The sequence below is a fragment of the Roseateles sp. genome, assembly GCF_039929605.1.
In the GTDB taxonomy this organism is placed as follows: Bacteria; Pseudomonadota; Gammaproteobacteria; order Burkholderiales; family Burkholderiaceae_C; genus Pelomonas.
Genome location: NZ_JBDSQX010000153.1, coordinates 1 through 12,257 on the forward strand (window position 1 = coordinate 1; position 12,257 = coordinate 12,257).

The 12,257-nt window shown below is 68.8% G+C and carries 13 protein-coding genes; 4 read left to right on the forward strand and 9 right to left on the reverse strand.

Features of this window, described 5'->3' with window-relative positions; all coding sequences use genetic code 11:
- Positions 1-225: MHYT domain-containing protein (locus ABIS05_RS20895; RefSeq protein WP_348010025.1), on the reverse strand; the 225-nt coding region annotated here is incomplete at its 3' end.
- A gap of 224 nt (positions 226-449) precedes the next feature.
- On the opposite strand from ABIS05_RS20895, the gene ABIS05_RS20900 reads away from it, so the two are divergent.
- Positions 450-1,112 carry a YecA family protein gene (locus tag ABIS05_RS20900; protein WP_348010026.1) on the forward strand — a complete coding sequence of 221 codons (663 nt, stop codon included), beginning with the start codon at positions 450-452 and terminating at the stop codon, positions 1,110-1,112.
- Here ABIS05_RS20900 and ABIS05_RS20905 read toward each other — a convergent pair.
- Complete coding sequence (locus ABIS05_RS20905; RefSeq protein WP_348010027.1) at positions 1,039-2,313, reverse strand: Hsp70 family protein; 1,275 nt, start codon at positions 2,311-2,313, stop codon at positions 1,039-1,041. The two genes, ABIS05_RS20900 and ABIS05_RS20905, sit on opposite strands and share 74 nt — an antisense overlap.
- A gap of 357 nt (positions 2,314-2,670) precedes the next feature.
- Here ABIS05_RS20905 and prsT point away from each other — a divergent pair, with 357 nt between their 5' ends.
- Positions 2,671-5,466 (forward strand): XrtA/PEP-CTERM system TPR-repeat protein PrsT, encoded by a 2,796-nt coding sequence (gene prsT, locus ABIS05_RS20910; protein WP_348010028.1) that lies wholly within the window; start codon positions 2,671-2,673, stop codon positions 5,464-5,466.
- Here the strand turns inward: prsT and ABIS05_RS20915 are convergent, their stop codons facing one another.
- Together ABIS05_RS20915 and ABIS05_RS20920 are read right to left on the reverse strand one after the other, a co-directional pair.
- Positions 5,467-6,741 (reverse strand): D-amino acid dehydrogenase, encoded by a 1,275-nt coding sequence (locus ABIS05_RS20915; protein WP_348010029.1) that lies wholly within the window; start codon positions 6,739-6,741, stop codon positions 5,467-5,469.
- Complete coding sequence (locus ABIS05_RS20920) at positions 6,738-7,391, reverse strand: LysE/ArgO family amino acid transporter (RefSeq protein ID WP_348010030.1); 654 nt, start codon at positions 7,389-7,391, stop codon at positions 6,738-6,740. Before ABIS05_RS20920 ends, ABIS05_RS20915 begins: the two co-directional genes overlap by 4 nt.
- Before the next feature lie 73 nt (positions 7,392-7,464).
- Between ABIS05_RS20920 and ABIS05_RS20925 the strand changes: the two genes are divergently transcribed.
- Positions 7,465-8,370, forward strand: coding sequence for a LysR family transcriptional regulator ArgP (locus tag ABIS05_RS20925; protein WP_348010031.1), 906 nt, complete (start codon positions 7,465-7,467; stop codon positions 8,368-8,370).
- Here the strand turns inward: ABIS05_RS20925 and ABIS05_RS20930 are convergent, their stop codons facing one another.
- The gene (locus ABIS05_RS20930) at positions 8,371-8,538 is read right to left on the reverse strand and encodes a hypothetical protein (protein WP_348010032.1); all 168 of its coding nucleotides are present in this window, start codon (positions 8,536-8,538) and stop codon (positions 8,371-8,373) included. It abuts the gene before it with no gap.
- 293 nt (positions 8,539-8,831) lie between these two features.
- Here ABIS05_RS20930 and ABIS05_RS20935 point away from each other — a divergent pair, with 293 nt between their 5' ends.
- Positions 8,832-9,053: a hypothetical protein gene (locus tag ABIS05_RS20935; protein ID WP_348010033.1), complete on the forward strand. Its 222-nt coding sequence runs from the start codon at positions 8,832-8,834 to the stop codon at positions 9,051-9,053.
- A 54-nt stretch (positions 9,054-9,107) separates the two neighbouring features.
- Here the strand turns inward: ABIS05_RS20935 and ABIS05_RS20940 are convergent, their stop codons facing one another.
- The 4 genes from ABIS05_RS20940 to ABIS05_RS20955 all read right to left on the reverse strand — a co-directional run bounded on the left by ABIS05_RS20940 (position 9,108) and on the right by ABIS05_RS20955 (position 12,173).
- A complete protein-coding gene (locus tag ABIS05_RS20940) occupies positions 9,108-10,193 on the reverse strand; it encodes a nucleotidyltransferase family protein (protein ID WP_348010034.1) in 1,086 nt (361 codons plus the stop codon).
- A 5-nt stretch (positions 10,194-10,198) separates the two neighbouring features.
- Positions 10,199-11,110, reverse strand: coding sequence for an HprK-related kinase A (locus tag ABIS05_RS20945; RefSeq protein ID WP_348010035.1), 912 nt, complete (start codon positions 11,108-11,110; stop codon positions 10,199-10,201).
- Entirely contained in the window at positions 11,107-11,403 is a 297-nt protein-coding gene (locus ABIS05_RS20950) for an HPr-rel-A system PqqD family peptide chaperone (RefSeq protein ID WP_348010036.1), read from the reverse strand. Before ABIS05_RS20950 ends, ABIS05_RS20945 begins: the two co-directional genes overlap by 4 nt.
- A 68-nt stretch (positions 11,404-11,471) precedes the next feature.
- Positions 11,472-12,173 (reverse strand): hypothetical protein, encoded by a 702-nt coding sequence (locus tag ABIS05_RS20955; protein ID WP_348010037.1) that lies wholly within the window; start codon positions 12,171-12,173, stop codon positions 11,472-11,474.
- Positions 12,174-12,257: the final 84 nt, after the last annotated feature.

A 12,257-nucleotide genomic window follows, 5' to 3' on the forward strand; every position in this document is an offset into this window, starting at 1 on the left:
GGCGAAGGGCAGGCGCAGCGCCAGCATGCCGATGAAGTGCATGGCCCAGATGCCGGTGCCCATGGACAGCGAGCCGGCGAGCCACCACACGCGCGCACTCGCGGCATCAGGCGTGCGCACGCGCTGGGCAAGGTCCAGCGCGACGAAGGAGGCGAAGGCTGCGGTGAGGTAGGACAACACGACGACGCCGGGGTCGAAGCGCAGCGCGAGGTCGGCGACGGGCATACTTTTCAGTATGTCCGCGAACCCGGCGGCCGCCGCATGGTTGCCCGAACACCTGTGCGGCAGCCTTCACGACTCCGCCGTTTGATGGACAAAAAAGGACCCGGTCAGCGAGCTGCCGGGTCTGCAAGCCCTCGCGGTCGAGAGCGTCGTTGGGAAAGCCAATGTAGAAGGTGCTCTGCGCCGTGGGCGGGCACTATTTACGCCGGCCTGCCGATAATCCCGCCATGTCTGCCCCTCTGCACCGCGCCGCCGAAGCCCTCACCGAAGCCGACCTGGAGCGCCTGCAGGCGCTGCTGGACGGGTTGCCCGCACCGCTCGAGCCGCTGGACGTCAGCATGGCCGACGGCTACCTCTGCGGCGTGCTGCTGCAGCCCGAGCTGGTGCCGCTGGAGCGCTGGCTGCCGCCGCTGCTGGACAGCGAGGGCCGGCCCCCGCCGCAGCGCCTGAACGACGAACTCGTCGCCTTGCTGCGCCGCCGCCACAAGGAGCTGAACATGGCCATCGTCGGCCGGCAGTGGTTCGACCCCTGGGTGTTCGAACTCGACGAGGAGGCCAGCCCGAGCGAGACCGTGCTGCCCTGGGTGGCCGGCTTTGCCCACGCGCTGGATGCCCACCCGGGGCTGATGAAGCTGCCCGAGGAGGCGCTGCTGGAGCCGCTCGCGGCCCTCTACCTGCACCTGGACCCGGACGATCTCGAAGACGCCGACGCGCTGCTGGAGGAGATCGAGTCGCTGGAGCCGCCGCTGGACCTGGAGCAGGCCGTGGAGGGCTTGGTCAGCGCCGTGCTGATGCTGGCCGACGTCTCACGGCCCCTCAAGCCGCAGCAAACAGGCGCCGCGCGTGCAGGCCCAGGCCGGTCGCGACCGAGGCAAACCGGTCGCCGGTGACGCGCGTTGCGGCGGGGAAGCCGGCGGCCATGCCGTCCACCAGCAATCGCAATCCGGTCGAGCCGCCGGTGAAGTAGAGCGCGTCGATCTGTTCGGCCTTCAGCCCGGCCAGCGCCACCGTCTCGTGGGCCGTGGCGATGATGCGGTCGAGGTCGGCGCGTAGCGCGTCCACGGCGGTCTTCTCGCTGAGCGGCAGCACCAGGCCGGGTTCGACGTGGCTCAGGTCCACGGTCGTGTCGGCGCCGCCGGAGATGGCGATCTTGGCGCCCTCGGCGCGCGCGGCCAGCTCGTGGCCCAGGCGCTCCTCCAGCACGGTCATCAGCCGCGCGTGCTGGCGCACGTCGTTGAACCAGCTCTTCATGTTGCGCCACTCGGCCACGCGCAGCGGTGAGTAGCAGGTGTTGATGAGGTGCCACGTGGCCAGGTCGAAGAAGACGCCGCTGGGCAGCTCCCTACCGGTCGGCCCCACCGAGCGATAGCCGAACTCCTGCAGCAGGCCGGCCAGCTCGATGTGTCGGTCGAAGTCGGTGCCGGCGATGTGCACGCCGTGGCTGGCCAGGATGTCGTCGCGCCGCGCCAGGCGGGTCATGCGCTCCGGGCCGACGCGCACGACCGAGAAGTCGCTCGTGCCGCCGCCGATGTCGGCCACCAGCACGATCTGCTCTCGCGTGGCCTGCTGCTCGAAGTCGAAGGCCGCCGCGATGGGCTCGTACTGGAAGTGCACCTCGTGGAAGCCCGCCGCGCGCGCGCAGGCTTCGAGCTGGGCCTGGGCCGTCGCATCCCGCTCGGGCTCGCCGTCGACAAAGAACACCGGCCGGCCCAGCACCGCGCGCGTCGGCTCGCCGGCCAGGCGGCGCAGGCGGCGCAGGTAGCCGGCGACGATGTCCGCGTACTTGGCACCACGGCCGCCGCCGACGTCGGTGGTCTGGTCGATGAGGGGCGAGCCGAGGATGCTCTTCATCGAACGCATCAGCCGGCCGTCATGGCCGTCGACATAGGCGGACACGGCGGCCCGGCCGAAGGCGCGCGGCGGGCCGTCGGCATCGTGGCGGCCCTCGGCGAAGTAGAAGACGGCGGTCGGCATGGTGCGCTGGCCGGGCTCCAGCTCGACGAGGTGCATGGCGCCGGCGCTGTCGGGCACGGCGATGGCCGAATTGGAGGTGCCGAAGTCGATGGCGCAAAAGCGGGGTACGGCAGTCATGGCGCGTTTTGTGTCATCTGGCCGGCCCTCGGGCCAGCCCTGAGAAGGGCCGCGCATTCTAGGAGGCTGGCGGGTGCCGGCTCGGGTGCGCGTTGGGCCTGCAAGCGGGCTTAGACATGGCGTAAAGCGGAGCGATACCGGGCTATCGCGAGCATTTGCAACGCCGGATAAGCCCGCTTGCAGGCCCAACCCATGGGCCGGGACAATTTGCGGGGCGATGCGGCGTTGCGGACTCGTTGCGTGGCCCGCCACGCGCCTCGCCCACGCCTTGCCTCGCCCCGCAACTTGTCCCGGCGCGCACCCGAGCCGGCACCCGCCAGCCTCCTGACACAATCGCGCGCCTGTTCTGGAGACACGATGAAGACGAGCCATTTCGCCCCGATCCTGCTGGTCGCCGCTCTTGCCGCCTGCGGCCAACGCTCCGAGCAGGACATGCTCGCCGCCGCGCAAAAGCGCTTCGAGCAGAAAGACCCGGCGGGCGCCATCATCGAGCTGAAGAACCTGCTCCAGAAACACCCCGAGAACCCCACAGGCCGCCATCTGCTGGGCAAGGCGCTGCTGGAGGCCGGCGACATGGCCGGCGCCGAGATCGAGCTGCGCCGCGCCTGGGATCTGGGCGCGCCGCGCGACGTGTTGGCACCACTGCTGGCGCAGACGCTGCTGCAGTCGGGCCAGTCGCGCAAGCTGATCAGCGAGTTCGCCGACCAGAGCCTGGCCGACCCCAAGGCCATGTCCACGCTGCTGCAGCAGCTGTCGCTGGCCTATCTGACCCAGGGCAACCTGACCGAGGCCAAGGCCACCGCCGTGCGGGCGCTGCAGCTGACGCCCGAGGACGAAGGCGCCGTCATCGTCAGCGTACGCACCAAGCTCGCTGCCGGCTTCGCGGATGAGGCTTTGACCTCGCTGGATGGGCTGCTGTTCCGTTCGCCCAAGGCCTACAAGGCCCTGCAGCTCAAGGCCGAGGTGCTGCTGGCGCGCGGCAAGGTCGGCGAGGCGGAGCCGCTGCTGACGCAGGTGCTGGCACTGGACCCGAACAACTACGAGGCCCGCTCCCTGCTGGTGCGCCTGGCCTTCGGCCGCCAGGACCTCGACGCGGCTGCCAAGCTCATCGAGGGCATGCCGCCGGCCATCGCCAAGAAGCCGCAGGGCCGCTTCCTGCAGGCGCAGCTCGCGCTGGCCAGGAACGATGCGGCCAAGGCGCGTGAGCTGTCGCTGCCGCTGCTGAAGCTCATGCCTAACTACCTGCCGTTGCTGCGCCTGGCCTCCGGTGCCCACCAGCAGCTGGGCGAGCTGGCCGAAGCAGAAAACCTGTTGAACCAGGCCCTCAAGCTCGCGCCCGAGGAACCGGGCCTGCGCCGCCAGTTCGCCAGCCTGCAATTGCAGCGCCGCGCGCCGGCCAAGACGCTGGAGACGCTGCGGCCTGTGCTGGAGAGCGGCAAGGCCGATGCCGAGACCCTGCTGCTGGCCGGCAAAGCGCAGCTGATGCAAGGCAATTTCGAGGCGGCCGACCAGGCCTTCAGCGCTGCCGCCCGGCAACGCCCCGACGACGCCAAGACCCAGGCCGCGCTGGCGCTGACGGCCATCGCACGCGACTCCGCCTTGCCGGGCGCGGGCGGGGGTTCGGGGCGCGCCAAGGCCGACGCGGCGCTGAACCAGCTGCGCGAGTTGGCCGCCAAGGACACGGGCAGCAACTACGACCTGATGGTGGTCAACGCGCTGATGCGCCGCCAGGACCTCGCTGGCGCGCTGGTCGCACTCGACAAGCTTGCGCCCAAGATGAAGGACAGCCCGGTGCCGAGTGCGCTGCGCGGGCGCATCTATCTCGTTCGCAAGGACACGGCGGCCGCCCAGGCCGCCTTTGACGCCGCGCTGAAGGCCGACGCCAGCTATCTGCCCGCCGTGCTCGGCCTGGCTGCCATCGACATGCAGGCCAACCGTGGCGACGCGGCCGTCAAGCGCCTGGAAGACTTCATTGCCAACCAGAAGGGCTCGCCCCAGGCCCGCCTGGCCCTGGCCGAACTGTTGGTGCAGACCCGCGCGCCCGTCGAGCGCGTGACCGAAGTGCTGAACGCCGCCGTGCGCGAGGAGCCCAACGAGCCCGGCCTGCGCCTGGCGTTGATCGACCACCAGCTGCGCCTGGGCAACATGCCCGCAGCCGCCCAGGCCGCGCAGGAGGCGGCGGCGGCCCAGCCGCTCAACCCCGACCTGCTGGAGCGCCTGGCGCGCACCCAGCTCGCCTCGGGTGACAAGGCCCAGGCAGGCAAGACCTACACGCGCCTGACCGCGCTGGCCCCTGCGCGGGCGCATGGCTGGTTGGGCCTGGCGCAACTGCGCTTCATGGACAAGGATTACGCCGCCGCCGAGCGCGAGGTCAAGCGTGCGCTGGAGGCCGAACCCGCCTCGGTCATCGCTCAGCGCCTGCTGATCCAGCTCGCCATTCGCCAGGGCCGCACCGACGAAGCGCTGGCCGCGCTGCACGAGCGCCAGAAGAAGTTCCCTCAGGAGGCCTACGCCCTGGTCGTCGAGGCCGATGTCGAGCTGAGCCGCCAGCGCCCCGAGCCCGCCCTTGCGCTGCTGCGCAAGGCGGCCGCCCTGCCCGACCCGGGCGACGCCGCACCGCGCCTGTTCGCGCTGCTGCTGGCCACCAAGAAGCGCGACGAGGCGCTGGCCTTCGAGACCCAATGGCAGGCCGCGCATCCGCGCGACACCGTCTTCCGCACCGCCGCAGCCGACGTGACGCTGGCGCGCGGCGACTTCGACGGCGCGTTGGCACGCTACGAGGCCTTGCTCGCCAAGCACCCCGACGTCATCCCGCTCATCAACAACGTGGCCTGGCTGCGCAGCAAGGCCGGCAAACCCGGCGCGCGCGAACTGGCCGAGCGCGGCCTCAATCTCCGGCCCGAGGACAGTGCGCTGCGCGACACCTACGCTACCGTGCTGGCCAACGAGAAGCAGTTCGACAAGGCCCTCAGCATGCAGCGCCAGCTCATTGGCGACCAGCCGGACCAGCCGACCTACAAGCTCAACCTCGCCCAGATCCTGATCCAGTCCGGCGACAAGGCTGCAGCCAAGTCCGAGCTGGAGGGCCTGGCCAAGCTGGGCCCGAAGTTCCCGCAGCAGAAGGACGTCGCGGCGCTGCTGAAGACGCTCTGATCAGGCGTTGTAGAAGCCGAACTGCATCTCGGGCTTGCGGCCGGCGATCAACTCGGCCAGCGCCCGGCCGGAGCCGGCGCCATGCGTCCAGCCCAGCGTGCCGTGACCGGCGTTGATCCACAGGTTGCGCGCCTTGTGGCTGCGGCCGATGTAGGGGATGTTGGTCGGCGTGCTGGGGCGCAGGCCGGCCCAGTAATGCGGCTCGCTCGTGTCGGCCACGCCGGGGAAGAGCTCCTCATAGCGCCGCACCAGGGCCGCGCAGCGCACGCGGGCGGTGGGTGAATCCAGGCTGAGGTCGAAGCCCGACAACTCGGCCGTGCCGGCGATGCGGATGTGATCGCCCAGGCGCGAGATGGCGATCTTGCGGCTGTCGTCCAGCAGGCTGACGACGCTGGCTGCCTCGGGCTTCTTCAACCGCAACGTGGCCGAGTAGCCCTTGGCGGGATAGATGTTGAGGTGTTCGCCCAGCGGCCGCACCAGCTCGGGCGTATAGGAGCCCATGGCGGCCACGAAGCCATCGGCCTTCAGCGTCTTGCGCTCGCCGGTGCGGGTGTGCGCGATCTGCACGCTCTCGATGCCGTCGCCAGCGCGCTGCAGGCCCAGGATGTCGTGCTCATAGAAGAACTGCGCGCCACGCTGAGCGCACAGCTGGGCCAGCTTCTGCGTGAAGACCTTGGCGTCGCCGCTCTCGTCGCTGGGCGTGAAGGTGCCGCCGCAGACCTTGGCGCCGAAGCTGGCCAGCGCCGGCTCCACCTTCAGCACCTCCTCGCGGTTCAGCACGCGGCGGTCCACGCCGTGGCGGCGCATGATCTCGGCGCCGGCCGCGCCGTTGTCGTAGTCGGCCTGGCTGGAGAAGAAATGCAGGATGCCGCGCTCCAACCGGCAGTACTCGATGCCGGTCTGCGCCACCAGCTCCTTCAGCGAGGCGTGCGAGTAGCGGCCCAGCTGCACCAGCTCCTCCACGTTGCGCTCGAAAGCGGCGGTCGTGCACTGCATCAGGAAGGCCAGGCCCCAGCGCCACTGGTTCGGGTCCAGCCGCGGGCGGAACAGCAGCGGCGAGTCGTCGCGCAGCAGCCACTTGGCCACCTTGAAGGGCGCGCCGGCATTGGCCCAGGGCTCGCAGAAGCTGACCGAGATCTGCGCGCCATTGGCGAAGCTGGTCTCCAGCGCGGCGTCGGGCTGGCGGTCAACAACGATGACCTCGTGGCCTTCGTCGAGCAAATACCAGGCGGTGGCGACGCCGATGATGCCGGCACCGAGAACGACGATCTTCATGAGGTGGGCGCTTGGAGCGGTTGTAGGAGCAGTTGTAAACCCAGGCCGGCCATCAGCAAAGCGACAAGCGCATCGATAGCCCGCCAGGTGTTGGCGTTTTGCAGCCTCGGTGCGGCCGCCGCCGCGCCAAAGCCGAGCAGGCTGAACCACATCGCCGAGGCGACACAGGCACCAGCCATGAAGGCGGCGCGCAGCGTCGGCGGTTGCCGCGCGCCCAGTCCGCCGAGCAGCACGACGGTGTCCAGATAGACGTGGGGATTCAGATAGGTGAGGGCGAAGGCGGCCGACAGCGTCGCGCCCAGGCTGGCCGCCGGCCCGCTGGCCTGCAGCCCGGCCACCGGCCGCCACGCCCGCCTAGCCGCGAGCAGCGCATAGCCCAGCAGGAAGGCCGCGCCGCCGAAGCGGAACACCTCCAGCAGCTGCGGGCTGCCCTGGATCTGCGCGCCCAGGCCGAACACGCCGAGCGCGATCAGCAGCCAGTCGGACAGCGTGCACACCGCGACGACGGCGCCGACGTGCTCACGCTTGAGCCCTTGGCGCAGCACCAGCGCGTTCTGCGCGCCGATGGCCAGGATGAGACCGGCGCCCATGGCCCAGCCCTGCGCAAAGGCGGCAGGCGCGGGGCTGGTGGCGAGAGCGGCGGCGGGCATCGCCGGATTCTCTTCAGACACCTGGTTTTAAAGAAGCGTCATTCATATTGTTCGCCCTACATTAGGCCGGCTTATGAATAACTTCGATCCCGCCGCCCTCGATTGCCTGGCCGCCCTGGCCGACGAACAAGGCTTCGAGCGGGCTGCCCAGCGCCTGTCCGTCACGCAAAGCGCCGTCTCCCAGCGGCTGCGCGCGTTGGAGACCCAGGTCGGTCAGCCCCTCGTCGTCCGCTCCCGTCCGCTGCGCCTGACCGAGGCCGGCAAGGTGTTGCTGCGCTTCGCCCGCCAATTGCAGGCGCTGCGGGTGGACGTCGCGCGTGAACTCGGCGAGCGCGTCGCGCCTCAATCTCGCCTGGCTATCGCCGTCAACGCCGACAGCCTCGCGACCTGGGTCTTGCCGGCGCTGGATGCCTTGGTTCAACAAGGCCTGCGCGAGGGCTATGGGCTGGAAATCGTCGTCGACGATCAGGACTTCACCCACGACAGCCTGCGCCAGGGTGCGGTGCTGGGCTGCGTGTCGACCGTGGCCGAAGCTCTGCAGGGATGCCGCGTGCAGCCGCTGGGCGTCATGCGTTACGTCGCGGTGGCGAGCCCGCGCTTTCTGGCTGCACAGCTACCGAGCGGCCTGCACGCCGGCAATTTCGCCGACACGCCCTTCCTCGTCTTCAACCGCAAGGACGACAGCCAGGTGCAGTGGGTGTCCCAGGCCTTCGGCGTGCGCGCGCCGAGGCTGCGCGAGCGCTTCGTGCCGTCCAGCGAGGCCTACGTGGCCGCCGCCGTCATGGGCTGGGGTGTCGGCGTGGCGCCCGAGATTCAGGTGCGACCGCAGGTGGATGCGGGTCAGTTGGTGGTGTTGCGGCCGGAGATCAGTGCCGACGTGGCGCTCTACTGGCACCAGTGGCAGTTGCAAGGGCGGGGCGCCCTGCTCGATCAAATCGGCGAGGCACTGGCCGACGGCGCCCGCCGGGCGCTGGGTTGATCAGCGACCAACCGGCGCCGAAGCGCTTTCCGCAGGGGCCGCGACAGCTTGCGCCACCAGGACGGCGCTCGGGGCACCGGGCTGCACAGCCTGCGCGATCCACAGCGTGCCAGCCACGACGAGGCCGATCATGCCGTTGGCGATCCATTTCAGTGCTGCGGAGGTCATAAGGGAAAGCCCGAACTTCGAGGGAGGGGCGCAGCTTAAGTGCATCCGCAGCTGTTTGGATCAACAGAGCTAGGGAGACTTACGGTCTATTGCAATCACGCAACGCTCAATCGTTGATGCAAATCAGCCACACACCTCAATGCCTACGGGGGCTGGACCCACCCTGAACGTGTGGTAATCCCAGCGGCGGCAATATTTACTCACAGATAGCAGGTTCGCTTGTCATATGAATCCCGCACACTGATTGCACTGAGCCGATGCGTTTGTCGGCCTTTCAGCGAAAGAGGTTTGTCATGCGATTCGTTCCAGCGCTGCGTTTTTTCCGCCGTGACGCTGCCGTTCGCAGCGAACCGGATCCAGCAGACCTCGGCACCGCCTTTGGCCTGGATGCCTGCCTCGACGGCGGCGGCGTCAGCGAATACCGCAGCCAGGGTTCAAGCGACTTGCTCGAATCGCAGTCTGCCCGCACGCCGCAGGATTCCCCGCTGGCCTGGCTGTCGCGCCGCACGGCCTGAAGTTCTGCAAGCCTGATCCCTGGTCCACGAGGGCCCGCCGCAGCAAGCGCGTTGTCAGGGCTGAGCCGGAGCTTCGCCCGCAGGTCGCGTCCGCATCCAGGCTTTGCGACACAGATGCTGGATCAGCGGGCCGATTGACATGCGCAGCCAGTGCGAACGCACGTAGAGCGCCAGACGCGCGCATCCTGTCAGGATCCCATCGCAACTGGGATGGTCGGGCATCAACGCGCGGTCATAGCAAGCGTCGAGCAGGGCGCGACAAACCGGCGTGTCGGTCGCTGCCGCCTCCAGCACGTCACTCGGCACGGGCGTGCCCAGCCAGCGGGTCGTGTAGCGCAGGGCCAGGAACAGTGGCCTGCTCAGCCCCAGGGCGCGGGCGCGTGGCACCAAGGCAGCCCAGAACGATGGATCGCGGCCAAAGTCCCGCAGCAGCGCGTCGAGGTCGAACAGGTCGCGCAGGCCTTTTTCAAGCTCGCCCTCGTGGAACAGATGCGCGGCGCTGTGCAGCACCATGGTCACCGGCGCCAGCACGCGGACGCCCGGCCGATTCGGCAGAGCCTGTGCATCTTCGAACAGCGCTGCCGTGTTGACCTGGATGCGGGCCGAGGGCGGCAGGATGGCGTGGTGGACGTCCAGGCTGCTGCCGCGGTGCTCATGCGTCAGCGGCGGGATCTCGTGCATCCACTCGCGGTAGTAGCGCTCGTCATAGGCGTCGAGTTCCTCCTCGAAGCACCAGCCGTGGGCGAGCAGGGCGGCCTCGGTCTCAGCGATGCGGGCCTTGGGGACGAGGATGTCGACGTCGCCGAACACGCGGCCCTGGCTGGCAGGCAGGCCCGCCATCAGGTAGGCCGTGCCCTTCAGCAGGATGGGCTCGACGCCCAGAGGCAGGAGCGCTGCCTGGATGCGGCTCACCTCCCAGTGGGTCAGCTTGGCCTGACGCGCGGCCGTCATCAGCGCAGCGTGAAGATGGTGGCGCGGGCCGGGCGGCACTTGCTCTAACCAAGGCGTCAGCAGCACAGCCAGTTTGGCCAGCAGCACGCCCCGCCGCGCCTGCCGCAGCAGCAGGTCCCAGTCCAGTGGACGCAGCGTCAGCGCCGAGGCCGGGTCCAGCAGCACGCGCAGCAACAGGGGGGGCGACAAGGCCGTCATGCCTGAGCCGCCAGTTCGTCGATGCGCTGCACGCCTTCGTCCAGCGACGAATACTCAAACTCCAGGCAGTCACATCGGTCGACGAGGTCGGCCGTGGCCTCGAAGCCCTTGCTGCCGTGGAGGTCGTAGTTGAAGGCCTGCTCCGCCAGCAGCAGCAGCATGCGCGCCTTGGGCATATCTGTGAGCTTCGGCTTGGCACCGGCCGTGTAGCGCGGCAGCACGATCCAGCGCGGTGGCGCGGACGCCATGATGCGTGCCACGCTTTCGGCCGGCGCCTTCATCAGGGCCAGCGTGCCTCTAGCGGTGTCGGGCACCGGGCGCGTCAACTCCGCCTGCGGCGCAAACTGACGGATCAATTCGACGGAGACATTCTTCAGGTTGACTGGACGCCCCATGCCGGTGACCTGACCGCAGGCCAGGTCATACAGCGTGATCTCGTCCGACATCAGCCGCCAGCCCCGGTGGGCCAGCGCTGCGCTCAGCGTGCTCTTGCCCGAGCCGGGCGGCGCCGGCATGACCAGCGCTCTGCCGTCTCGCTCCAACGCCGCCGCGTGATAGGACAGGTAGGGGTGCGACATCGTGCTCACAGCCCAGTTCAGCCCCCACTCGATCATGTGGAAGCCCTGCTCCGCCGGCAACGGGCTGAAGGCAGGTTCGCCGTCGGTGAAGAAGCGCGCCATCGGCTTGACCCAACGCCGCAGGCCGCCCTCGCGGCGCACCTCCAGATGGAAATCGGCGAAGTCGTCCGGCGTGCCGAGCTCGAAATCGGCGTAGAGCAGCAGCAGATCCTCCGCGACTCGGTCGACGTCCGAGCGCAGTCGCGCCACGAAGGGCGGCACCTTCAAAATCAGCTCGCCCCGGGCCAGCCGTCGACGCACGTCGCCCAAGGCCAGGTCCCGAATCTTCATGTTGGCACGGCGATCTGTTCGACGAGCCCGAGATCCCTCAGCGAGCGGAGTTGACGGTCGAAGAAGGCAGCAGCCGTCTCGACGTCCATGAGTTCGGGAATCGCATCGTTCAGCTGCGCGACCAGTTGCGCAACGGACAGCGGCTGCTGGCGCAGCAGTTCCAGGAACTCGATGGCCAGTGCGTCGACCAGATGGGTATCGCCGGAGCTGTCGTTGTAGACGGCTCCCAGCCCGTCCCAGTCACGCCAAGAGATGTCGGCCGACCGATGAACAGTCCACAAGGTGTGCAGCATCTGCGGCTCGGACGCCGGTCAGCGCTGATTTCGAAGCGGTGTGCCTTCGAAGTACCGGCGCATCCGCTTCAGCTCAGGCGGCCGATGTAGTTGTTGTGCAGGTAGTCCTTGACGTTGGTCGGCGACCACTGCTTGCCATCGGGGCCGGTGCCGCCGCCGGTACGCACGATGTTGCCCAGCGTGGTGAGCTGGTTGCTCGAGAAGCTGTCGATGACGCAGACATCGGTGCTGGTCGTGGTGCTGATACGGAAATTCAGCCAGGCAACCAGAACTGCCTTCTGGGCATCGCTACAGCTGTTGCCTGTCAGCGCCGTCCACACGGAGGTGTTGCCGCCAACGCCGGCGGTGCCGCTCGAGGTGCCGCAGGCCTTGGTGACGTTGTACGCCTTGACGGTGTTCAACTGCAGGTTGGCGCAACTGATGGACGAAACCTTCCAGCCGGCGCAGGTGGGATTGCCGTTGCTCGTCGCGCACCACTCGGCCTTGGTGTAGCAGTTCACCGTCGGCGCTTTGCTTGCCTTGCGGGTGTACTGGCTGGCGTTGGTGCCCACCAGTGTCTGGATGGAACCCCAGGCCGAGGCGGAGAAGCACTTGCCTTGCGTGGTGGCCAGCACGGGGCGGCTGCTCAACGTCAAGGCCACGGGGATGACACCCGCGCCGGCCTTGATGAAGCGGCGGCGGCGTACCGAGGCCAGTTCGCCGGCGGACGCGTCGACGGGGGCCGGCGCCTGGGGCGTCGACTGTGGGTCGTGGATTTGGCGTTCGCTCATGACAGTGGGCCTCGTGGAACCGTTTTTGCTCTGTTCTGGAAAGGTGCCGATCCTAATAGAGGGTTCGGCGCCTCGATCGGAAGT